At 44.7% G+C, this 20,194-nt stretch carries 22 protein-coding genes and 4 pseudogenes; 13 read left to right on the forward strand and 13 right to left on the reverse strand.

Annotated features, from left to right (window positions below):
- Positions 1 to 36 precede the first annotated feature (36 nt).
- The 5 genes and pseudogenes from ACXAC4_RS26695 to ACXAC4_RS26715 all read right to left on the reverse strand — a co-directional run bounded on the left by ACXAC4_RS26695 (position 37) and on the right by ACXAC4_RS26715 (position 4,026).
- On the reverse strand, positions 37 to 1,068 hold the full coding sequence (locus tag ACXAC4_RS26695; RefSeq protein ID WP_475061681.1) for a M48 family metallopeptidase: 1,032 nt from the start codon (positions 1,066 to 1,068) through the stop codon (positions 37 to 39).
- A 14-nt stretch (positions 1,069 to 1,082) separates the two neighbouring features.
- Positions 1,083 to 2,105 carry a YjgN family protein gene (locus ACXAC4_RS26700; RefSeq protein ID WP_475061680.1) on the reverse strand — a complete coding sequence of 341 codons (1,023 nt, stop codon included), beginning with the start codon at positions 2,103 to 2,105 and terminating at the stop codon, positions 1,083 to 1,085.
- A gap of 185 nt (positions 2,106 to 2,290) precedes the next feature.
- Positions 2,291 to 2,824: an NADPH-dependent FMN reductase gene (locus tag ACXAC4_RS26705; RefSeq protein ID WP_475061679.1), complete on the reverse strand. Its 534-nt coding sequence runs from the start codon at positions 2,822 to 2,824 to the stop codon at positions 2,291 to 2,293.
- A gap of 111 nt (positions 2,825 to 2,935) precedes the next feature.
- Positions 2,936 to 3,633 (reverse strand): annotated as a pseudogene (locus ACXAC4_RS26710) (aspartate/glutamate racemase family protein).
- Positions 3,634 to 3,747: 114 nt separating this feature from the next.
- Positions 3,748 to 4,026 carry a YkvA family protein gene (locus ACXAC4_RS26715; RefSeq protein WP_475168048.1) on the reverse strand — a complete coding sequence of 93 codons (279 nt, stop codon included), beginning with the start codon at positions 4,024 to 4,026 and terminating at the stop codon, positions 3,748 to 3,750.
- 283 nt (positions 4,027 to 4,309) lie between these two features.
- Here ACXAC4_RS26715 and ACXAC4_RS26720 point away from each other — a divergent pair, with 283 nt between their 5' ends.
- Together ACXAC4_RS26720 and ACXAC4_RS26725 are read left to right on the forward strand one after the other, a co-directional pair.
- Positions 4,310 to 4,429 (forward strand): helix-turn-helix domain-containing protein, encoded by a 120-nt coding sequence (locus ACXAC4_RS26720; protein ID WP_475168053.1) that lies wholly within the window; start codon positions 4,310 to 4,312, stop codon positions 4,427 to 4,429.
- Positions 4,430 to 4,520: 91 nt separating this feature from the next.
- The gene (locus ACXAC4_RS26725; RefSeq protein ID WP_475168217.1) at positions 4,521 to 5,240 is read left to right on the forward strand and encodes a substrate binding domain-containing protein; all 720 of its coding nucleotides are present in this window, start codon (positions 4,521 to 4,523) and stop codon (positions 5,238 to 5,240) included.
- A gap of 65 nt (positions 5,241 to 5,305) precedes the next feature.
- Here the strand turns inward: ACXAC4_RS26725 and ACXAC4_RS26730 are convergent.
- A pseudogene (locus tag ACXAC4_RS26730) lies at positions 5,306 to 8,451 on the reverse strand (efflux RND transporter permease subunit).
- Positions 8,452 to 8,861: 410 nt separating this feature from the next.
- Between ACXAC4_RS26730 and ACXAC4_RS26735 the strand changes: the two are divergent.
- Positions 8,862 to 9,074: a SlyX family protein gene (locus ACXAC4_RS26735; protein WP_054554490.1), complete on the forward strand. Its 213-nt coding sequence runs from the start codon at positions 8,862 to 8,864 to the stop codon at positions 9,072 to 9,074.
- A gap of 23 nt (positions 9,075 to 9,097) precedes the next feature.
- Here the strand turns inward: ACXAC4_RS26735 and ACXAC4_RS26740 are convergent, their stop codons facing one another.
- Positions 9,098 to 9,301 carry a YheV family putative zinc ribbon protein gene (locus tag ACXAC4_RS26740; protein WP_054554491.1) on the reverse strand — a complete coding sequence of 68 codons (204 nt, stop codon included), beginning with the start codon at positions 9,299 to 9,301 and terminating at the stop codon, positions 9,098 to 9,100.
- 129 nt (positions 9,302 to 9,430) lie between these two features.
- Between ACXAC4_RS26740 and ACXAC4_RS26745 the strand changes: the two are divergent.
- From ACXAC4_RS26745 to ACXAC4_RS26775, 7 genes and pseudogenes are all read left to right on the forward strand, one after another.
- Positions 9,431 to 11,352 (forward strand): annotated as a pseudogene (locus tag ACXAC4_RS26745) (ATP-binding cassette domain-containing protein).
- On the forward strand, positions 11,339 to 11,764 hold the full coding sequence (locus ACXAC4_RS26750) for a TIGR02444 family protein (RefSeq protein WP_475168067.1): 426 nt from the start codon (positions 11,339 to 11,341) through the stop codon (positions 11,762 to 11,764). The pseudogene ACXAC4_RS26745 and the gene ACXAC4_RS26750 overlap by 14 nt, the downstream one beginning before the upstream one ends.
- A gap of 220 nt (positions 11,765 to 11,984) precedes the next feature.
- Positions 11,985 to 12,125 (forward strand): DUF3149 domain-containing protein, encoded by a 141-nt coding sequence (locus tag ACXAC4_RS26755; protein WP_074989877.1) that lies wholly within the window; start codon positions 11,985 to 11,987, stop codon positions 12,123 to 12,125.
- A 142-nt stretch (positions 12,126 to 12,267) separates the two neighbouring features.
- Positions 12,268 to 13,248: a hydrolase gene (locus ACXAC4_RS26760; RefSeq protein WP_475168075.1), complete on the forward strand. Its 981-nt coding sequence runs from the start codon at positions 12,268 to 12,270 to the stop codon at positions 13,246 to 13,248.
- On the forward strand, positions 13,245 to 13,502 hold the full coding sequence (locus tag ACXAC4_RS26765; protein WP_138600969.1) for a YheU family protein: 258 nt from the start codon (positions 13,245 to 13,247) through the stop codon (positions 13,500 to 13,502). The genes ACXAC4_RS26760 and ACXAC4_RS26765 overlap by 4 nt, the downstream gene beginning before the upstream one ends.
- Positions 13,503 to 13,562: 60 nt before the next feature.
- Positions 13,563 to 14,757, forward strand: a pseudogene (locus ACXAC4_RS26770) (dipeptidase).
- Between the two features lie 79 nt (positions 14,758 to 14,836).
- Positions 14,837 to 15,202 carry a hypothetical protein gene (locus ACXAC4_RS26775; RefSeq protein ID WP_475168086.1) on the forward strand — a complete coding sequence of 122 codons (366 nt, stop codon included), beginning with the start codon at positions 14,837 to 14,839 and terminating at the stop codon, positions 15,200 to 15,202.
- Positions 15,203 to 15,232: 30 nt separating this feature from the next.
- On the opposite strand, the gene ACXAC4_RS26780 is transcribed toward ACXAC4_RS26775, so the two are convergent.
- The 4 genes from ACXAC4_RS26780 to ACXAC4_RS26795 all read right to left on the reverse strand — a co-directional run bounded on the left by ACXAC4_RS26780 (position 15,233) and on the right by ACXAC4_RS26795 (position 16,500).
- Positions 15,233 to 15,421, reverse strand: a complete 189-nt coding sequence (locus ACXAC4_RS26780; RefSeq protein WP_475168089.1) for a hypothetical protein — start codon at positions 15,419 to 15,421, stop codon at positions 15,233 to 15,235.
- A gap of 33 nt (positions 15,422 to 15,454) precedes the next feature.
- Entirely contained in the window at positions 15,455 to 15,649 is a 195-nt protein-coding gene (locus tag ACXAC4_RS26785) for a hypothetical protein (RefSeq protein ID WP_475168093.1), read from the reverse strand.
- A complete protein-coding gene (locus ACXAC4_RS26790) occupies positions 15,649 to 16,068 on the reverse strand; it encodes a LysM peptidoglycan-binding domain-containing protein (RefSeq protein ID WP_475168097.1) in 420 nt (139 codons plus the stop codon). The genes ACXAC4_RS26785 and ACXAC4_RS26790 overlap by 1 nt, the downstream gene beginning before the upstream one ends.
- A 255-nt stretch (positions 16,069 to 16,323) precedes the next feature.
- Entirely contained in the window at positions 16,324 to 16,500 is a 177-nt protein-coding gene (locus ACXAC4_RS26795) for a hypothetical protein (RefSeq protein ID WP_475168102.1), read from the reverse strand.
- Between the two features lie 198 nt (positions 16,501 to 16,698).
- On the opposite strand from ACXAC4_RS26795, the gene ACXAC4_RS26800 reads away from it, so the two are divergent.
- The 3 genes from ACXAC4_RS26800 to ACXAC4_RS26810 all read left to right on the forward strand — a co-directional run bounded on the left by ACXAC4_RS26800 (position 16,699) and on the right by ACXAC4_RS26810 (position 18,229).
- Positions 16,699 to 16,956, forward strand: coding sequence for a UvrD-helicase domain-containing protein (locus tag ACXAC4_RS26800; RefSeq protein WP_475168104.1), 258 nt, complete (start codon positions 16,699 to 16,701; stop codon positions 16,954 to 16,956).
- Positions 16,957 to 17,194: 238 nt separating this feature from the next.
- Positions 17,195 to 17,590 (forward strand): flavodoxin family protein, encoded by a 396-nt coding sequence (locus ACXAC4_RS26805; protein WP_475168106.1) that lies wholly within the window; start codon positions 17,195 to 17,197, stop codon positions 17,588 to 17,590.
- Positions 17,591 to 17,818: 228 nt separating this feature from the next.
- Positions 17,819 to 18,229, forward strand: coding sequence for a VOC family protein (locus ACXAC4_RS26810; protein WP_475168108.1), 411 nt, complete (start codon positions 17,819 to 17,821; stop codon positions 18,227 to 18,229).
- A 32-nt stretch (positions 18,230 to 18,261) separates the two neighbouring features.
- Here the strand turns inward: ACXAC4_RS26810 and ACXAC4_RS26815 are convergent, their stop codons facing one another.
- Positions 18,262 to 18,810 carry a histidine phosphatase family protein gene (locus ACXAC4_RS26815; RefSeq protein WP_475168110.1) on the reverse strand — a complete coding sequence of 183 codons (549 nt, stop codon included), beginning with the start codon at positions 18,808 to 18,810 and terminating at the stop codon, positions 18,262 to 18,264.
- A 656-nt stretch (positions 18,811 to 19,466) separates the two neighbouring features.
- A complete protein-coding gene (locus ACXAC4_RS26820; RefSeq protein ID WP_475168220.1) occupies positions 19,467 to 20,123 on the reverse strand; it encodes an IlvD/Edd family dehydratase in 657 nt (218 codons plus the stop codon).
- Positions 20,124 to 20,194 lie beyond the last annotated feature (71 nt).

Below are 20,194 nucleotides of genomic sequence, written 5' to 3' on the forward strand. Positions count from 1 at the left end.
CCGAAGAAAACTTGTAATAAATTAAAGGCAAGACCACTACTGTGGTCTTGCCTTTATACGCTCTTCAACATCTGGATGGGACTGTAGATATCCCCAACCCTCTTCATCAACACTAGAGTAGACTGTGCTCAATTTACGCAAAGCGTTAGCGAAGTCGTCGGCTGACCGCCCCATGGCAAGCAAGTGTTGGTAGGCAAATTGATCGGCTTCTCTTTCCATTTCACGGGAGAATGATAAATCAACTACGCCAACCCCCGCCCCTAAAATGACTTCACCTGCCCCCTCTATATCGCCAAACATAGTCGAATAAAGTACAGTCGTAATCGTTGTTCGAATCACAGCCTGTAGGTTGTGTCGATGTTCAACATGACCAATCTCATGTAGCAATATTGCATCCAATAAATGCAAATCATCTTGCATCAGCTCAACAATACCATCAGTGACAATGACCGTTCCATCCGCCAGAGCGAACGCATTTGGCCCTAGATTCCAGTCGCGAAACTGCAATTCATACTTCTCTTTAGGGAAATCAAATTGCTTAAACAACTCATTCCAACTAGCCATAACCTGAAACTTAGCGTCTGGGCTTAAACTAGACTCTTCAAAATACAGTTCATCTAGAATGGCTAGACTTTGTTGCCCCATTTCCTGTGAAATAGAATCAGGCATCACTGTTGCAACTTGCAAGGATGCAAAAGGTATCGCCACTTTGACCATACCGATTAAAAACACAACCATCAGAGCTATCGCTAAAGCACCATAATGCCACTTTGTCTCTAGCCAATAGATAAACGATGAAGATCTGCGACTATTAGGCCAGCAGTAATCAGGGTTATCGGGGATAAAACTAGCACCATCATCAAAGTACAATGTCATAGGGATACTGGGTAATCGTGATGACATCGTACAGTTAGAATAGCGATTGCTATGTAGAACTTCGTCTGAGGAGTAATGGAAAACGGTCAACTGATCACTTTCAAGGTCTAAAGTCAGCGCAGCAGCATCGACTTGTGACGATGCTGCGTACTGAAAATGCCCTTTTACCTTTATCGATGAGGCAACCTGCATAATTTAATCATCCGCTAGGTTAGCGACAAATCACTATCGAAGAAGCCAGAAAGCTCCTCTCCTAAGGCAGAGTCTAGCTCTCCAGAGGACGCCACCAAATTATCAATTTCAGGATACAAATGCACCCTAGTGGCATCAGCCAGCATTTTTTTGTGACGAACTTCTGCAACCGGAAAACCTAAACCAAGCGTAAAAGTAACGATCAAAGCATTCGTGGCCATCACACCAAGATAACTGTCTAAACGTAAATTAGATTCAAACTTAACCAAGTTATGTGCTTCAAGCGCATTTAGAATGTGGTTACGAACCATGACGCTGTAAACACCGAAAGCTACAAAAAACATAACATAACTGGTCATAATCATCGCAAAGGATGGACCACTAGACTGGAGCATTTGAAAAGCTACAACGAAAAGAATAATTACAGGAATTAAGAAAGTCAGAAATGCAATTAAAGCAGCTTTGTAAAAAAGTTTGCCGCTAAGATTTGCCGTAAATGCATGCTCACCGAACTTTAAATTATTGTAAATATAGCGATTGATTCTGCATAGAACCCAAGGAAGCGCCAGACCAAGTGTCAATATGGACAATAATGGAAGCAGCAAAAAATTTACATAAGCGCCTTTAACTGAACCCGCAAAACCAAAACGAACGTTGCGATAAGCCGTTTGGCGCAAATTGAAGCGTAGACCTTGATACATGAGATAAGGTGATGCCAACCAAACCAATAGCGCTAAAAGCAAACCTAACATTGGAATCAAAGAGCTCAGCACCGAATACGCAATAAAGAAGATCAAAGCAATTAAACGCCCTTTTAGCAACTGCATGGGAGTTGCTAAATATTGCAAACGATGACCTTCGACTTGAGTATGTCCATAGATATATTGAGTATTACGTACTTTGGCCCAGGCACTATAAATACCGAGGGTGCAGACTGTTAAAACCATATTAACAATCCAGAGTTTGAAGTATTCCCATTTACTGGCCGTAAATGAAATATAACTGATGCGTTCATCAGTAGAAACTGAAGTATCCATATCAAATTGTCCATTTTATATTCAAATTTCGAGCCAGCATTATCCATATAAAATTTGTAAAAACAAGTATCAAATGAAAACCAATATCAAATAAAGATGAGGGCGTTAATACAAAAAAAGCGGCTAAAAAGCCGCTTTTTCATACCCTAAACACCGCTACTGTAAAGCTCGCAACGACTAAATCATTAACCTAGTGTCGCTAGTATGTCTTTTAGTTTTGCAGACAACTCTTCGTTGACCAAAACACCTTTATCCGTATCGAAGTTGTCGTTAAATGAAGGCACAGACAAGCTACCTTTTAAATCCATTGCGAAGAATCCCGCTGAGTTCACTGCCCCCGCCAACACGTTTCCAGCACCACCAGGACCAGGGGAAGTTGACAATAAAACGGTTGGTTTGTTTTGGTATACCTTCATATCGATACGAGACGCCCAGTCAAATAAGTTCTTGTACACTGCGGCATAAGAACCATTGTGCTCGGCAAATGAAATCAGCACCGCATCCGCTGCACCAATTTTATCGAAGAACTGTTGAGCCAACGGATGCATACCGTTTTCCGTTTGGCGCTCGATACTATAGAGCGGTAATTCGTAATCGTTTAGATCCAGCACTTCAACTTCAGCACCCGTATTTTGCGCCACAATGTTGGCCGCATGAGTCACTAGTTGTTTGTTGATTGATGCTTTGTGGTTTGTTGCAGCAAAGGCTAATACTTTCACTGGTAATCCCTCAGATGTGTTGTAAACATGGTTATTAACAATAGACCTTAAACATAGCACGCTTTTAAGGATCAAATATGGCAAAAGAAAACCAGATAGTTAATGGATTATTTACTTTAATGCAAAAGTAACCGCTGCGCCCGCATGAATCTCAGTGGTATCAAACAACGGAGTATCGGTATCAGCCTGGGTGACCAGCATGCCAATTTCAGTGCATCCTAGTATCACCGCTTCGGCGCCCTGCTCTTTTAACGATTGAATAATGCGCAAGTATTCAGCTTTTGAGGCATTCGTTGTAATGCCAACGCATAGCTCTTGGAAAATCACTCGGTGGATCAAAGCCCGATCTTCTGATTTGGGCACCAATACTTCTAGATCGTGCCGCTCGCTTAAACGTCCTTTATAAAAGCCTTGCTCCATAGTGAATGCGGTCCCCAGCAGCCCAGACCCGTTGCTAGCGCCGGACTTGCTTTAAGAGCCTCACCGGTGGCATCTGCGATATGGATAAGTGGAATGGAGATCGCATCATCAATGTCCTCTGCCACTTTGTGCATGGTGTTGGTACAAATTAGCAGACAGTCCGCTCCCGCTGCTTCGACTCCTTGGGCAGCTTGAGCCAGTATCTCTCCGGCCTTGCGCCAGTCTCCACTTTGTTGGCAGGCTTCTATTTCAGCAAAATCCACACTATTCAGAACCACCTTGGCAGAGTGAAGACCGCCTAGGGCTTCTTTCACCCCCTCATTAATGGCCCGATAATATCCCTGTGTGCTTTCCCAGCTCATACCACCTAATAATCCGATTGTTTTCATTCTGACTCCGTTTCTCCCATTAATTGTTCCACTTTGACCTTAGCTTTTTCTTTGACACCCTCATCGATTAAAGAAGCCACAGCAATCAAGGCACTGCTGATCAAACTGATGTCATCACTGTAACCGAAAAACGGCGTCAGAGTCGGGGATCACATCAATCGGCGTGAGCAGATACCCCAACGCCCCATAGATTGCTGCTTTTTGTGCTAGGGTACAGTCCTTATGTTGGGTGGCATAATAGAGGCTGAATACTTTCTCTAATCCCGCTCGCCCGATGCGATTAGCATAGCGTTTACATTTTTGCCAAAAGTTGCGCTCGTCATACTTTTCCGCATACTCTTGCGCTGCTTGATCTAGGGAAATAGGTTCTTCGGCGATAAAGTCGCGATTCATTGTCCTCAGACTCAGCGCACTTTCGAAATTGAAATCGACTAAACTGCATAGCCACCTCCTATTTTTCGTTGATCTATTCAGCCTGAGCATACTCTCTGTGAAAAGCCATAGATAAGCCTATCAATTCATAAATTAAGCCCGCTTTTTTCCTCATTTAACTCGGCATTAGAGTGCCCATTAAATCCGCCAAACTAAGCATGAAGATGGTATAATTTTCAGTCAATCAGAAGCCCCTACGGACCCTCTTCCGCTTGGCTTTATTTTTTTCTTGGAAGGCCCGTCAATGATTCCAAACCAGCTAAATATTTTTAACACGGTGGTGAAAAACGGCAGTTTCTCCAGTGCAGCAAGATTACTGGGCGTGTCTTCGGCCGCCATCAGTAGAATCCATTTCGCAGCTTGAGAAAAACTTAGAATTACGACTGTTTCATCGCTCTACTCACTCCCTCACCTTGACCGAAGACGGTCAGGAACTCTACAAACGCACCGGGCATTTGATAGAGCAACTTGAGGATCAAATTCGTCTCAGTACAGACAAGCAAAAAGCCCCACATGGACGTTTGAAAGTGAATCTTCCGGACAGCTTTGGACGCATGTTTGTACTGCCGTTAGTGCCTGATTTTCTGAAGAAGTACCCTGATATTGAGCTGGACTTAAAGTTTGACGACCGTATGGGGGATCTCGTTAAAGAAGGAGCCGATGTTGGTATTGGTGTCTTAGGCAATATCGATAGTGCCCTGATTGCTAGGGAGTTTTACTCACTACAACCAGTATCGGTTGCCATCAGTGAATACATCAATAAATATGGCGAACCTAGCTGCCCGCAAGATCTGCTACAACACAACTGCATTGCCTACCGTTCAGACACCACTGGAAGAAAGAAAATCTGGAATTTTCGAATCGACGGTGAGCAAATTCAAATGGAACCGGAAGGCAATACCAGTCGGTCAGACAACCTCTCAGCTGCCATGACCGCCGTGGAGATGGGTGTCGGTATTGCCGCCGTTGGCGTCGGCAATTATGAAACATGCCTAGAGCAAGGTGGTTTTCGTCGTATTTTGAAAGACTACGAAGCCGATCCAATCCGCGTCATGATTTACTATTCTTCACGACATTACCTACCAGCCAAAACCCGTGTGTTTATTGATTACATGCTGGCGAATGTAAAAGACCAGTGTCCTCATGAACTCGAAGATATGATTCACAATCTATAAAAAACAAAAGGGGGCTCCAAAATTGGAGCCCCCCTTTTTTTACAGAGTCATCACTATTCTTTTGACTAGGACTTCTTTCGTTCCAAAGCGGTCATGGCCATGTAGAAAACCGGTGTAAACAATAAACCAAACACCGTAACACCAATCATGCCAGAGAATACAGCCACCCCCATCGCTTGACGCATTTCTGCCCCTGCGCCGGATAGCCAACACCAATGGCACAACGCCTGCGGTGAAGGCAATGGATGTCATCAGGATCGGACGTAAACGCAAACGACAGGCAGACAGCATCGCTTCTAAGCGAGACTCACCTTGATGACGTTTATCACGCGCAAATTCAACCATCAGGATGGCATTTTTACTGGCCAAAGCAACCAGTACGATTAAGGCTACCCGAGTGGAAATACTTGTTGTCCCCTGACGTTAACCATACGCCTGCTAAAGCAGATAAAATGGTCATCGGTACAATCAAAATGATCGCTAGCGGCAGCGTGAAGACTCTCGTACTGTGCTGCCAGCACCATAAACACAAGCAGTACCACCAACGGGAAGATATACACCATAGTATTACCTGCCAATATTTGTTGGTACGTCACTTCTGTCCATTCAAACGCCATACCTTTATCAAGCTGCTCATTTAGAATTTTCTCAATGGCCGCCTGTGCCTGATCCCGAGCTGTACCCGGGTGCTGGATTACCATTTAACTCAGCAGTAGGGTAACCGTTGTAGTGCATCACACGATCCGGACCAATGGTTGGCTCCACGGTTAGAATCGATCCCAACGGCACCATCGCTCCAGCATTATTGCGAACCTTTAAGCGCAAGATCTGCTCAGGGTCTACCCTATGTTCGGCTTCAGCTTGAGCATTTACCTGATAGGTTTTGCCAAATAAATTGAAATCGTTGACGTACGCTGAACCTAAATAGATCTGCAGTGTTTCAAATACCTGATCCAAGGGAATGCCTTGCAATAAAGCCTGCTCGCGATCCACTTCAATGTCCATTTGCGGCACTTGAATACGGAAGCTTGAGAATACGCCGGTTAAGGCTGGATCTTGGTAAGCCGCATTCATGACTTTTTGCAGATTGGCAAACAAGGCATCAAAGCCTAGGCTGGCACGATCCTCAATCTGTAGTTTAAAGCCCCCAGTCGAACCCAGCCCCAAAATAGGCGGCGGTGGAAAGATCGCCACAAATGCCTCATCAATGGTGCTGAAGCGGCCATTCAATTGGCCTGCAATGGCTCCAGCAGACAATTCTGGCACTTTACGCTTCAGCAAACTCATCCAGTGTCACAAAGACAATGGCACTGTTTGAACTATTGGTAAAACCATTCACAGAAAGGCCTGGGAATGACGCCAGTTTGCATGACACCAGGTGTCGCCAATGCAATTTGTTCCATTTCACGTACCACGGCTTCTGTTCGATCTAAACTTGCCGCGTCTGGTAACTGAGCAATCGCAACCAAGTACTGCTTATCCTGAATCGGGATAAAACCACCTGGCACCTCATCGAATAATTTGAACGTGCCGCCAAGCAAGCCCACGTATACAACGCCAACCACCACACCTAAACGGATCAGCTTTTTCACACCTTTCTCGTAAGCTCGCCCACCACGATCAAATAGGCGGTTAAACGGTGTAAACAACCAACGACCAAATATGGCGTTCATTAAACGTGTTAACGCATCAGGCTTGGCATCATGAGAGCGCAGCAAAATAGCGGATAACGCAGGCGATAAGGTCAGTGAGTTAAACGCAGAAATGAGTGTCGAAATCGTGATCGTCAAGGCAAACTGTTTGTAAAACTGGCCACTTAAGCCCTGTATAAACGCTGTTGGAATAAACACCGCACACAGCACTAAAGCAATGGCTATGATTGGTCCGGTGACCTCACTCATAGCTTGTAGTGGCAGCCCGCCAGGCGACAATCCATGTTCGATATTACGCTCAACGTTTTCCACCACTACAATGGCGTAGTCCACCACGATACCGATGGCTAGAACCAAGCCAAACAAAGACAAGGTGTTGATTGAGACCCCAAGCCACTGCATGACGGCAAAAGTACCAACTAAGGAAACAGGCACGGCAATTAATGGAATAATCGAGGCGCGCCATGTTATCAGGAATAGAATCGCCACCGATACCGACGAGGACAATCGCTTCCAGTAACGTATTGATCACCGCATCAATGGAGCCACGCACAAAGCTGTTGGGTCGTAAGCGATTCATCATACCCTTGAGGAAAGCTCTGGGACAACTCGTCCATTTGCGCTCGAACTTGGTTCGACAACTCAATGGCATTCGAACCTGGTCGCTGGAAAATAGGAATGGCGACCGCAGTTTGACCATTCAGAAGCGCACGAAGAGAATGCGGATCCTGCCCAAGCTCGATCCTAGCCACATCTTTTAGACGTGTGATAGCGCCATTATCATTGACTTGAACGATGATTTTTTCAAATTCATCAATGCTTTCAAGACGACCTTTCACATTCAATAAGATTTGGAATTCACTGTCGTTAGAAACGGGTTGAGCACCTAAACTGCCCGCAGCGACTTGCTGGTTTTGTTCCCTAACGGCCTGCACCACATCACTTGGAATCAAGTCACGGGAAGCTAAAGCATCAGGATCAAGCCACAAGCGCATGGAGTATTTACCACCACCGAACATCTGCACATCGCCCACGCCCGGCAAACGCGCCAAAGCGTCTTTGATATAAATATCTGCGTAGTTTGATAGATAGCTAATATCGCGATCACCCTCAGGCGAAAACAGGTGCACCACCATGGTTAAGTTAGGCGACGATTTCTCGGCAACCACCCCAAGTCGCTGCACTTCCTCTGGCAATCTTGGTAAAGCACTGGAGGACACGGTTTTGCACTTGTACCTGAGCACGATCCAAGTCCGTTCCCAAAGCGAACGTCAGGGTTAGAGTCATGCGTCCATCGGTCGTCGCTTGAGAAAACATGTACAGCATGTTTTCCACACCATTCATTTCTTGTTCCAAAGGCGCGGCAACGGTTTCAGCGATGACTTTAGGGTTAGCACCAGGATAGTTGGCCGTCACGACAGGCAGGATCGAGGTGGGACAACTTCTGGGTATTCACTGACAGGCAACTGAAATAGGGAAATGCCGCCGCCGATCAGAATCAGCAAAGACAGCATCGCCGCAAAAATAGGTCGACTGATAAAAAAGTGACTGAATTTCATGTTAGAAAAGCTCTTGTTACGCCGATGGTTTAGCGGATGCTAAGGCCAACTCAGCCGTTTTAATCGACACATCCCTAGGAGCAATGGTCATACCTGGTCCCACTCGAGCTGGACCGTTAACCGCGATGCGCTCATTAGGAGGTGCTGATCTCTTGACACTGCACGAGGAACTTAACCTTAGCAATACATGTTTTACGCTTACTTCGTTCAGCTGCCTGTCTGTTCAGTTACGTATTGCTAAGGTTAACCTGGTAACTGGGACACAAGACTCCAGCACCTAGTGATTCCTCGTGAAGGAAGCCGCCCGAAATCAGCCGTGGTGTTAGATGTTGCGTTTACTGATAACAACCAAGCGTTATTAACCGAAAGCTCCAGCGGATTCGCTGAAAGTTTTAATCTAAGAGAATCAAATGAATACAATTGAAGATCGTCTAATGGAACTTGAAGCGAAAGTCGCTTTTCAAGATGAAACAATTGAAATATTAAACGATGAGCTTAAAGCGCACCAACAGCAGCTGGCTAAAATGAAGCGCCAGACAGAGTTACTTGCAGAAAAGATTAAAGAAGCGCAGCAGCCATCTTTAATGTCACAAATGCAAGAGCCGCCACCGCCGCACTATTAATTAAGTAGTGATAGAGCCGGGAATTAATCGCCCGGCTTAAATACACCAATCACTTGCTCAAATTGGCGTGTTGAGGCTTGTACAGCCTGCTCTGGTTGCGTCATTTTGTGGCCACACTGTACGCACTCCACTTTTTCCACATCATGTTCTTTATAAAGCATCATGGTATCCATGGCCTTACATTCAGGGCACGATGCGCCAGCAATAAAGCGTTTTCTTTGTCTCATAGATGATCTCCCGTGGCATGTAGGCGGCTATTTTAGCCTAATAATTCTCTGTTTGATACGATTGCGAAGGCTAATGTGATCCGTGTTATGATAGCGGCAATTTAATCAGTGCTGTGCAAGTAAACATTCATGATCCAAATTTCAGACATCGAACTTCTACGTGGTGGTAACGCCTTACTAAAAGGGGCTTCTGCAACCTTATTCCCAGAGCATAAAGTCGGCCTTGTTGGTGCTAATGGCTGTGGTAAATCAACGCTGTTCGCGCTATTAAAGTCTGAATTGCAACTCGATGCCGGTGAATGCCAAATTCCTAAAGACTGGTCAATTGCCTCTGTAAAACAAGAAACTCCCGCGCTCGAAATCAGCGCTCTGGATTATGTATTACAAGGTCACCCTGAATATTACGCGCTAAGAATTGCACTACGCGAAGCCGAGCAAAATAACGACGGCGATGCGCAGGCAAAAGCACATATTGGCCTAGAACATATTCAAGGCTATAGCATTGAAGCAAAAGCAGGTGAGCTATTACACGGTTTAGGTTTTAGTAATGAGCAAATTGACAACCCAGTGAGCGCCTTTTCAGGTGGCTGGCGTATGCGCTTAAACTTAGCACAAGCACTTATTCGTGATGCTGATTTATTACTGCTAGATGAGCCAACCAACCACTTAGATCTCGATGCCGTTTACTGGTTAGAGCGCTTTTTACGCGCCTACACAGGCACTCTAGTGCTTATTTCCCATGACCGAGAATTCTTAGATGCCGTTGTTGACCAAATTTGGCACATAGACGCACAAAAAATAAATGTTTATAAAGGCAATTACTCGCAATTCGAACGCCAAAAAGCAGAGCGCTTATTACAGCAACAAGCGATGTTCGAAAAGCAACAAGAACAAATTGCTCACCTTAGAAAAATTCATTACGCGCTTCAAAGCAAAAGCCAGTAAAGCTAAGCAAGCACAAAGCCGCGTAAAAGCCCTAGAGCGTATGGAAAAGTTAGCCCCAGCCCATGTTGACTCACCCTTTGATTTTGAATTTGCGGAGCCAACAGCGCTGCCAAACCCGTTAATGACTCTTGACCAAGCCAAAGCAGGCTATGGCGACACCACCATTTTGCATAGCATCAAGCTAAACCTTGTGCCGGGTAGCCGTATTGCGCTGCTTGGCCGAAATGGTGCGGGTAAGTCAACACTGATTAAATTATTAGCTGGCGATTTACAACCTCAAGCAGGTGAAGTATTTCAGCATCAGGGCTTAAATATTGGTTACTTTGCGCAGCATCAACTTGAGTCACTCGATTTAAAAGCCAGTGCAGTGACCCATTTACAACGTTTAAATCCGCAAGCTCCTAGAGCAATCATTGCGTGACTTTTTAGGCGGTTTTGCATTCTTTGGCGATAAAGCACTTGAGCCAGTTGCGCCATTTTCTGGCGGTGAAAAAGCCCGTTTAGTGCTAGCAATGCTGGTGTACCAAAAGCCAAACCTACTGTTACTGGATGAGCCAACCAACCACCTAGACTTAGAAATGCGTCACGCCTTAGTTATGGCGCTACAAGGCTTTGAAGGTGCTATGGTGACCGTATCGCACGATCGTCACATGCTTAAAAATACCGCTGATGAGTATTACCTTGTTGATAACGGCGAAGTAACACAATTTGGTTATGACCTTGATGCCTATTACCAATGGCTACTCAATGCCAATAAAGAAGCTGCTAAAAGCCCTGAAGACAATGCACCTAAAGCACATTCAAGCGTTAACCGCAAAGAGCAAAAGCGCTTAGAAGCTGAGTTCAGAAAGTCAGTGCAGCCGTTGAAAAAGCAAATCGAAAAGCTTGAAAAGCAACTTGATAAGTACTCTACAGAGCTTGGAGAAATCGAAAACGCACTTGCCGATAATGATTTATATAGTGATGAAAATAAAGCCAAACTGACAGTGCTGCTCACTAAGCAAGCAAGCTTAACACCCAAGCTTAATGACGTTGAAGAAGAGCTGCTCATGGCACTTGAAGAGCTTGAAGAAAAAGAGCAGGCCTTTGCCGATGAAACCGCTTAACAGCGAACAGTTTTGGCAGTTTGCATGCAAGCTTTACAGCAAAGACGGCATGCAAACCAAGCTACTAGGCTATCAAGACCAGCAAAGCAAAAATGTTAACCTTTGCCTGCTGCTTTATTATCTTGATTCGTTAGAGCTGGCTGTAACACCCTCTCAACTGAGTGAGCTTGAGTCGTGCATTGCCGAATTTGACCAACAGGCTTTACAGCCCCTACGAGCCACACGCGCCTACCTTAAAACCATTCAAAACGAGGGTTCAGACTACCCTACCATTCGCAAAGAGCTACTTAGCGCAGAATTAAAGCTAGAAAAAAAGCAGCAACAATTACTGATAAACGCAGCAAATACCATGATATTCACCCTCCATAAACAGGCTGAAAATGTAAGGCTTTATTTAAGCGACAAGCAGTAAAATCTAGTCGGTAGCAATCTTAATTGAACTGCCCTCAGTAAAGGCCCCTTTCTATCTGATTAAAACTTATAGCTAAAAGCTCCGAACTCCCCTAATAAACTTGATCCAAATCAACAATTAAATCACCTCCTATAGCATCAGGAAAATTGCTTGATCTGGATCATATCTGCCGTCCTCAAGCCAGCCTATGATTAACCCATAGACATTAGGAGGCACAACCATGAACGTATTCTTTAGAGATTTTTTTAGCGACCCAGTTTTATTTATGTCATTCGGCATTTTGGCAGTTGTTATCGTTTTATGCCTTTTCTATGTTGGTTACTTCATTAAAAAAGTACATGACGCAGAAGTTCCTAAGTAAGAATTAAGCACGACGCACAAAGCCCCTATCCAATTTATTGTTTAGGGGCTTTTTATTTGTGTATAGCTAAAATCTTGTAGCGGTTCTCAAAAAGCAAAAACTTGCTACAATAGCCGCTTATTTTGTTTCGAAAGTGTCAGCTATGTTACCTGAGTTTAAGCCTGCGTGGTGGATGCGCAATCGCCATTTACAAACCATAATGCCGCGCTTTTTTCGCCCTTTTCATAATACCCGCTACGACTTATCGACAATCGATACTCCAGATGGCGACTTTTTAGAACTGGCTTGGGCAACACCTCATAACGAGCAAGCACCCCTCGCTATTGTATTGCATGGTTTAGAAGGCAATATAAACAGCTTTTATGCTAAAGGCATGATGAAAAAACTTAAGCAGCAAGGCTTTGCTGTGGTATTGATGCATTTTCGAAACTGCTCGCGCGAAGTTAACCGTTTAGCACGTGCTTATCACAGCGGCGAAACAGAAGACCTGCGCTTTTTCATCAACCACCTTAAGAGCAAGTTTCCAAAACGCCCGTTATTTGCCGTGGGCTTTTCGTTAGGTGGTAATGTACTGGCAAAGTATTTAGGTGAGCAAGGTACTAAATCGAACTTAACTGGCGCAGCCGTTGTGTCGGCGCCATTTGACTTGTCATCATCGTGCGAAGTTATTCGCAAAAGCTTAGGCAAGATTTATCAAAAGTATTTGCTCGACCGTATGAAAAAGTCGATGCAAAGAAAGCTGCCACAAATCGAACAGCAAATTAGCCTAACGCCAGAAAAGCTGATGGCGATTGATGACTTATGGCAATTCGATAATATGCTCACGGCACCATTGCACGGCTTTGCCGGTGCTGAAGATTACTATCGGCAAGCGAGTGCAAAACCGTTTTTAAAAAGCATTGCAACACCTACGCTGATTGTGCACGCCAAAGATGACCCGATGTTATCAATAAAAGCCGTGCCAGATAGCTTAGATGTGAGTGAGCATGTTACGCTGCGCATCTCAGAACAAGGGGGCCATGTCGGTTTTATTAGCGGTAAAAACCCTTTTAAGCCCGAATATTGGCTTGAACGAATTGTTCCTGAGTATTTTCAACAATTAGTTAAAAAAGAGCAGTTATGATCATCCCCCACGAACGCCTCGATAAAGAGACTCTGTATAATTTAATCGAAAGTTATGTTTTACGTGAAGGCACTGATTACGGCGAGCAAGAATTTAGCATTGAAAGCAAAGTTGCGCAGGTTCATCAACAGCTTAAAAGTGGTGAAGCCATGGTGTTTTTTTCTGAGTTACATGAGTCGGTTACGATTATATCTAAAGCTGAATTCATTGCTCTACAAGCTGACCCAGAGTACCAAGCGTCGTTTAACGACTAAACTTGTAAGTTATACTGTAACCCTTCACAATGGCTTTTTAACTTAAAGAGCCATTAAAAAATGAAAAAACTAAGCTCACTGGTTGCCGCTGTTTCTTTGGCCTTAATTGGTCAAGCAAATGCAGATCAGGTTACTGCATCAGATAAAGCCATTAAACTGGCAAAAGACACTATTTTAATCGACACCCATATCGATGTGCCTTACCGTATTCATAACAAGTGGGCTGACGTAGCCAAAGCCACAAGCGACGGTGATTTTGATTATCCGCGTGCTGTGCAAGGTGGTTTGAACGCTCCTTTCATGTCAATTTACATTCCTGCAAACCTAGAATTTGAAGGCAAAGGTAAAAGCTACCAATTAGCAAATCAGTTAATCGACTCTATGGAAGCGATTGTACAACGCGCACCAGATAAGTTCGCCATTGCAGACTCGACTGCCGATATTATAGAGCAGTTTAAACAAGGCAAAATGTCGATTGCTATGGGTATGGAAAACGGCTCACCTATCGAAGGCGACATTAAAAACCTTAAGCATTTTTATGAGCGTGGCGTACGTTACATTACGCTCGCTCACTCGCAGAGTAACCACATTTCTGATTCATCTTATGATATTCGTCGTAAGTGGAAAGGCCTGAGCCCATTCGGTAAAGAGCTGGTAAAAGAAATGAACAACATTGGTATGCTGGTTGATGTATCACATATTTCTGATGATGCGTTTTACCAAGTGATGGAAATTTCGAAAGTACCCGTGATTGCTTCACACTCGTCACTGCGTAAATACACCCCTGGCTTTGAGCGTAATATGAATGACGACATGCTGTTAGCACTTAAAAAGAACGGGGGTGTTATTCAAATTAACTTCGGTTCAAGCTTTGTTACGGCAAAGGCTGGCTCTTGGTACGATCAACTTAAATCAGCAAAGGCTGAAAAGAAAAAAGACGGTACTAAGCTAAGCAAAGATTTTGATGCTGCTTATCGCGCTAAAAACCCGTTTCCATTTGCAAGCTTAGAACAAGTACTTGATCACATTGACCATGTAGTTGAGCTAATTGGTATCGATTATGTGGGTATTGGCTCTAGATTACGATGGTGTAGGCGACTCTTTACCTACTGGCTTAAAAGATGTATCTAGCTACCCTAACCTAGTGCAAGGCCTAATGGACCGTGGTTATAGCAATAAAGACATCAAAAAGATTTTAAGTGGCAATATGCTCCGTGTATGGCAACAAGCTGAAGCATACGCAAAAGCCCATTAATCGACATAAACTCTATTTAAAAGCGCAGCTAACTAGCTGCGCTTTTTGTTTTTATCATCATAAGTAATTGATAATACAAATGGCTTGTTTTAATCTGCTGATATTACAAAGCAACTTGGATGATGTGATATGTCGACTTGGCAAGGGAGTACTGCGCTGGCATTTGCAAGCATTGCACTGGGCTTATCAATTTATAGCTATACAAAAGTCAAACTCGACTGACAAGCCTGTAGTTATACAGCAGGCAAAACCTAACTTAAAAGAGTTAACCATTCCAGAGCAAGACAGAGAAAACCTAGTTGCCTTACATGGCTATATTTTAAATCTCGAAACACGCATTCACGAGCTTGAAAATCAAGCGCCAGCCATTAATCCCGAACTGCTAGCAACATTGGTTGAACAAGCGATAGAAAAAGCAAGAAAACGAGCGACGTGCCGAAATTGAGAAGAGAAATCCGGCGCTTGGTCGCTCATATCAGTCATAGGCGTACATGGCGATTCCTAAGAAAATTTTCTCTTTCGGCATGGCTGTTCCTGCATAGTTCATAACAGCATCCACCTTCTTGATCGGTGCAATGGCGCCGGGCGACCCACCCATCCAGTGCCAGTTGTACGTCATAAGAAAAACGAAGTCGGACGGCCCCGCCGATGGTGTTGTAATCATAGGCTTTGTGGTGGGCGGGGGTGTAGGCGCCGGTCATCGGCGGCAGGGCGGCTCCGACTTCTCCTCCTGTTCTACTGAATCCGGGTGGAAAGCTGCTGGACCGAACGTATTGAAAGAAGCCCTGTCCTTTTCGTGCAGACTTTCAAAGTCGATCACCACCCCTTTGTACTGCTTTTCGTCCACGAGGCCGGCGATATTTTCAATCAGACGCTTTTCGTTTCTTCGCATTAGACAGCAGAACGGTGGGCCAAATCCGGATCGAAGCCTTCTTTAGTTAAATTAGTGATGGTGGCATGAGGGATCAGGCCTTTTTTCCATGTGCGCGATATGGAGTCTTCACCGTTCAGTCGGCTGAGTTCTCCACTCTCGTCCGGCCGGTATTCGAACAGGCCGAGGGCAGATAAATACTCCCCATAATAGTCAATGGACTGTTGATTTTTTACTGGGGTGCCGGGAATGAAAAATGCTCCAGCGGTAATCGGCTGTTTCCGACTTTGCGGGATATGGAGTTTCTGCCCGGGCGTGATGACGCTTCCGCTGATGCTGTTTCGTTTTTTTAAAGCATGGATGGACGTCTGATGAATCCGGGCAATCTTCCAAAGTGTATCCCCTGTCGTTACGTTGTACGCATTCCCAGGTATGATCACGGACTTGCCCGGGCATGATACTGCGAACCGTCCGTTATGCCGTTTATCGTTTTCAAACGGTCTGGCGTTGTTTCATACTGTGCCGCGATTTTCCATAAGCTGTCCCCGGTGACTTCACTGTGTAGAGGACGCTTGCAGAGACAGGTGCTGTGGAAAGGGGAGAAAAAAATAATGATGGTAAGTAGACCTGTACGTTTCATAATAACCTCCAACTATAGAAAGAGGATTCCCCTGAAAAAGGGAAATCCTCTACATTCATTTAGTTATCTTGTTTTGCTTTTTTGGATTTGCGGGCTTTTTTCGCTTCTTTCTGATGAGCTTCATTCGGGCAGCACTGCCGAACTCCTCAGAAAACTCTACATCGGCCTGTTTTGGAGCAAACCCTTTTTGGTTCTTCTGCTCTGCTTGGTTTTTCTTTGTTTTCTTCGCCATCGTTCTCCACCTCCTTGTCCCTGATAGTATGTTTCTTCTTCGGTCATCTCATGTAAAAAGAGGGAAGAAAATCATCTGGAATCGATTGGGTGAAGGAGGTATAATGGAACAACAATGATGATGGAAAATGTAGATGGAAAAGGGGCGCGGGCCTTTTTCCATCTATTTTTTCTTTCCTGAACAGAAAGGGACGAACATATGGATTTCTTCACAAACATGGAACAACACACGGGAGTAAAACTGAACGATGTCCAGAAGCAGGCGGTTCTTCACACAGACGGCCCACTGCTCCTGCTGGCATCACCGGGATCCGGGAAGACGACGACACTGAATATGAAATTCGGCTACCTGCTTCTTGAGAAAAAGGTGAAGCCGGAGCGGATCATGGCGATTACTTTCAGTAAAGCATCGGCCCGGGACATGTCCGATCGTTTTGACCGGGTTTTTCTTCCCTAGGTGCTGGATACGGTGCCTTCTTAGGTTTCATTAACCTTAGCAATAACGTTATGTTGACGTACCAATTCGTTCGGTGGCGTATTGCTAAGGTTAATTCTCAGTCTTCCTCCCGTTGTGTCATTTACTTCGTTCAGTTACGTATTGCTAAGGTTAACTACTTACGAAGCTGAGGGACTGCCAGCACCTGATGACCTGTTCAATGATATACTCATTCCAGAAGCAAAGGAGGCAGGAAACAATGAAGATATTGACAATATTAGGAAGTTCAAGAGAGAACGGGAATTCAGAGTACCTTGTGGAACAAGCGACGGAAGGAATTGAGCATACTCAAGTACGTCTAAGTGACTACAAAATTAATCCAATCATAGATATGCGTCATACGGATGAAGGTTTCTCCCCAGTTGAAGACGATTATGAAACCTTGCTACATGAATTTTTGGCTCATGATCTAGTTTTTATTTTTGTAACTCCTATTTACTGGTTTGGCATGACCTCCCACATGAAATTGTTCTTTGATCGCTGGTCCCAGTATATGCGTGATGATCGTTTCAACTTCAAAGAACAGGTCCGTGGAAAGAAAGCCTATGTCATCACTACAGGCGGAAGCAATCCATATGTAACCGGATTACCTTAATTAGACAATTCGGCCATATTTTTGATTTTGTAGGGATGTCGTTCGAAGATTATGTGATAGGGAATGCTGTTAAGCCTGGAGAAATTAATCATGATAGACTGGCTTTAGATAAAATGAAGTCCTGGAACCAAAGCTTCAAAAATTAACGAACAGGTGTTCTTGTCAGTTGTTCATGGATAGGGTATAATAATTGTGCACAAAAAATTTCTAAAGGAGTGTTCGCTTTTTATGAAGCATCAAGCAACCCCTTATTTTACGTTTAACGGTAATGCAAAAGAAGCCCTGGACTATTACAAGCAAGTCTTCGAAGGAGAAATTACCAACCTCCAAACCTTCGGTGAAGCAGATTTTGAAACCCCTAAGGAAATGGACGATCGAGTCATGCACGCACGATTTAAAAAAGACGACTTGTTCTTTATGGTCTCTGATTCCTTTGCAGATCAAAGCGTTAAGACAGGCAACAATATTGCGCTAGTCATTGAATGTGATAGTTCCGACGAGATTCAAACCTATTACGACCGACTAAAAGACGGCGGGAACGTATTAATGGAACTACAGGATACCTTTTGGGGAGCTACGTATGCAAAAGTGAATAAGCCCTTCGGAATCACATGGGATTTAAACTACTCGAAAGAATAATATAAAAGCGGCTCACCTTTGAGCCGCTTTTGTTAATCCAAATGGATCGTACAATTAAATCGGTCACAAAACCATTGGTCTTCCCTAAAATGAACCTCTGATAAAGACGTGTTCTTCATATGTTCATCCCTCACGTTATCACTATCCATTTCCCTCAACACATGACTGATTAAGGCACCGTGACTAACAACAATGATTTTCTTCCCTGCATGTGTTTTTAGAACATCATCCATAAACGACATCCCCCTGAAAACAACACTCTCAGGTCTTTCCATGCCTAAGTCCAGGGAACGCCAGTCCTCTCCCCATTTTTCGATTCTTTCAGGTTCTGTTGTCCCTTCAATCTGACCACCACTGGCTTCTTCCAGACGAGAGTCAAATTGAATGTCCAACCCTACTTGTGCACTGATGATTTCCGCTGTCTGCTTTGCTCTCTTCAGAGGGCTTGAATAAAGAACATCCCACGTTTCCTTATGTAGTCGTTCGGCTAATTTTCTCGCATCGGACTTTCCTTCTTCATCCAACGGAATATCCGAGCTTCCTTGCGCTCTTTTTTTCTTTATTCCATGCAGTACTTCCATGTCTAATCAATGCAACCTTGGTCATCTCTCATCCACCTCCCTCCTCCCACTTCTACAACCATATGATGATCTCCTTTATACACAGTTTTTTTATACAACCCTTCTTACACATAATGGCAGGTTTCTATAAGACTTGATTTGGAGATTTTCGAGGGAGTTAGGGGCTCCGCGGAAAGCGAGCTATTTCCCTCCGCCCCTTTGCCATGGAAGATTCTCGAAATCACTTCTGGAACAATCAGCTTGAATGACTGAGGAGATGAGGAAGTGGATCATATAACCTCTCCACAAGCAGGCATTCAGAATTTATAAGCTTGATACAGAGCGCTTTATGCCTGCCTTAGGAGGGGAAGTGGGAGACACTTCCTCTAGGTATAGGGGTTCGTTTCTCCTTACTATGAAAGGGGTGGTTGGGAAGCTGCGAGACTCCCGCGGGAATGGATTGGCTGGCGAGACCCCACAGGACGAAGTCCGAGGAGGCTTGCCGCCATCCCCGCAGGAAAGCGAGTTGCTTCCCAGCCACCCCTGACGCTCAACCAGGCAACGAACCCCGGGAACATCTCGAAACTGAGTCTTCCACAAACGGGAGCTTTAGTGGAAGAGGGGGATTAATGAGAAAAGCCCGGAACACGAGTCCGGGCTTTTCATAATATCGTCTTCTATTCTTCAAGATCCAAATCTGTAACGGCGCCTTTGGAAGAAGAGGATACGAGTCTGGCATACTTCGCCAGTACACCTCTCTTATGTTTAGGCTCAGGACGTTTCCATTCACGCTTTCTGCGCTCATATTCTTCTTCGCTTACTTCAAAGTTAATTTGCTGCGTATCACTATCGATCGTGATGGTGTCTCCTTCTTGGAGTAACCCGATTGGTCCTCCAACGACTGCTTCAGGAGCGACGTGCCCGATGACGAACCCATGTGACCCGCCTGAGAAACGACCATCCGTAAGCAAAGCAACTTTTCCTCCTAATCCTTTCCCTACAATCATAGCTGTAATGGAAAGCATTTCCGGCATGCCAGGTCCTCCTTTTGGACCTACGTTTCGTACGACGAGCACATCACCTTCTTTGATTTCATCGTTAACGATGGCTTCCGTTGCTTCATCTTCACTATTGTACACCCGAGCAGGCCCTTCGAAACGGCTGATCTTCTGTCCGGACATTTTAGCCACAGCGCCTTCTGGAGCAAGGTTTCCTTTCAAAACGACGAGGGGTCCCTTTTCTTTGATTGGCTGATCAAAAGGAACAATGACCTTTTGCCCTTCTTTAAGTGAAGGGACTTCCGCCAAGTTCTCTGCAACCGTTTTGCCCGTCACTGTCAAACAAAGGTGCTGGCAGTCCCTCAGCTTCGTAAGTAGTTAACCTTAGCAATACGTATTGTTAGTCA

It is taken from the genome of Pseudoalteromonas sp. AWM4_233 (assembly GCF_056158285.1).

Bases quoted from the DNA above. Each gene is read 5' to 3' on its own strand.
- ACXAC4_RS26735 (WP_054554490.1), top strand. From the start codon at position 8,862: ATGAATACAATTGAAGATCGTCTAATGGAACTTGAAGCGAAAGTCGCT.
- ACXAC4_RS26760 (WP_475168075.1), top strand. From the start codon at position 12,268: ATGTTACCTGAGTTTAAGCCTGCGTGGTGGATGCGCAATCGCCATTTA.
- ACXAC4_RS26795 (WP_475168102.1), bottom strand. From the start codon at position 16,500: ATGGCGAAGAAAACAAAGAAAAACCAAGCAGAGCAGAAGAACCAAAAA.
- ACXAC4_RS26810 (WP_475168108.1), top strand. From the start codon at position 17,819: ATGAAGCATCAAGCAACCCCTTATTTTACGTTTAACGGTAATGCAAAA.
- ACXAC4_RS26695 (WP_475061681.1), bottom strand. From the start codon at position 1,068: ATGCAGGTTGCCTCATCGATAAAGGTAAAAGGGCATTTTCAGTACGCA.
- ACXAC4_RS26800 (WP_475168104.1), top strand. From the start codon at position 16,699: ATGGATTTCTTCACAAACATGGAACAACACACGGGAGTAAAACTGAAC.
- ACXAC4_RS26775 (WP_475168086.1), top strand. From the start codon at position 14,837: ATGGCTTGTTTTAATCTGCTGATATTACAAAGCAACTTGGATGATGTG.
- ACXAC4_RS26765 (WP_138600969.1), top strand. From the start codon at position 13,245: ATGATCATCCCCCACGAACGCCTCGATAAAGAGACTCTGTATAATTTA.
- ACXAC4_RS26780 (WP_475168089.1), bottom strand. From the start codon at position 15,421: ATGATTACAACACCATCGGCGGGGCCGTCCGACTTCGTTTTTCTTATG.
- ACXAC4_RS26785 (WP_475168093.1), bottom strand. From the start codon at position 15,649: ATGCGAAGAAACGAAAAGCGTCTGATTGAAAATATCGCCGGCCTCGTG.
- ACXAC4_RS26755 (WP_074989877.1), top strand. From the start codon at position 11,985: ATGAACGTATTCTTTAGAGATTTTTTTAGCGACCCAGTTTTATTTATG.
- ACXAC4_RS26715 (WP_475168048.1), bottom strand. From the start codon at position 4,026: ATGAATCGCGACTTTATCGCCGAAGAACCTATTTCCCTAGATCAAGCA.
- ACXAC4_RS26750 (WP_475168067.1), top strand. From the start codon at position 11,339: ATGAAACCGCTTAACAGCGAACAGTTTTGGCAGTTTGCATGCAAGCTT.
- ACXAC4_RS26700 (WP_475061680.1), bottom strand. From the start codon at position 2,105: ATGGATACTTCAGTTTCTACTGATGAACGCATCAGTTATATTTCATTT.
- ACXAC4_RS26815 (WP_475168110.1), bottom strand. From the start codon at position 18,810: ATGGAAGTACTGCATGGAATAAAGAAAAAAAGAGCGCAAGGAAGCTCG.
- ACXAC4_RS26720 (WP_475168053.1), top strand. From the start codon at position 4,310: ATGATTCCAAACCAGCTAAATATTTTTAACACGGTGGTGAAAAACGGC.
- ACXAC4_RS26805 (WP_475168106.1), top strand. From the start codon at position 17,195: ATGAAGATATTGACAATATTAGGAAGTTCAAGAGAGAACGGGAATTCA.
- ACXAC4_RS26740 (WP_054554491.1), bottom strand. From the start codon at position 9,301: ATGAGACAAAGAAAACGCTTTATTGCTGGCGCATCGTGCCCTGAATGT.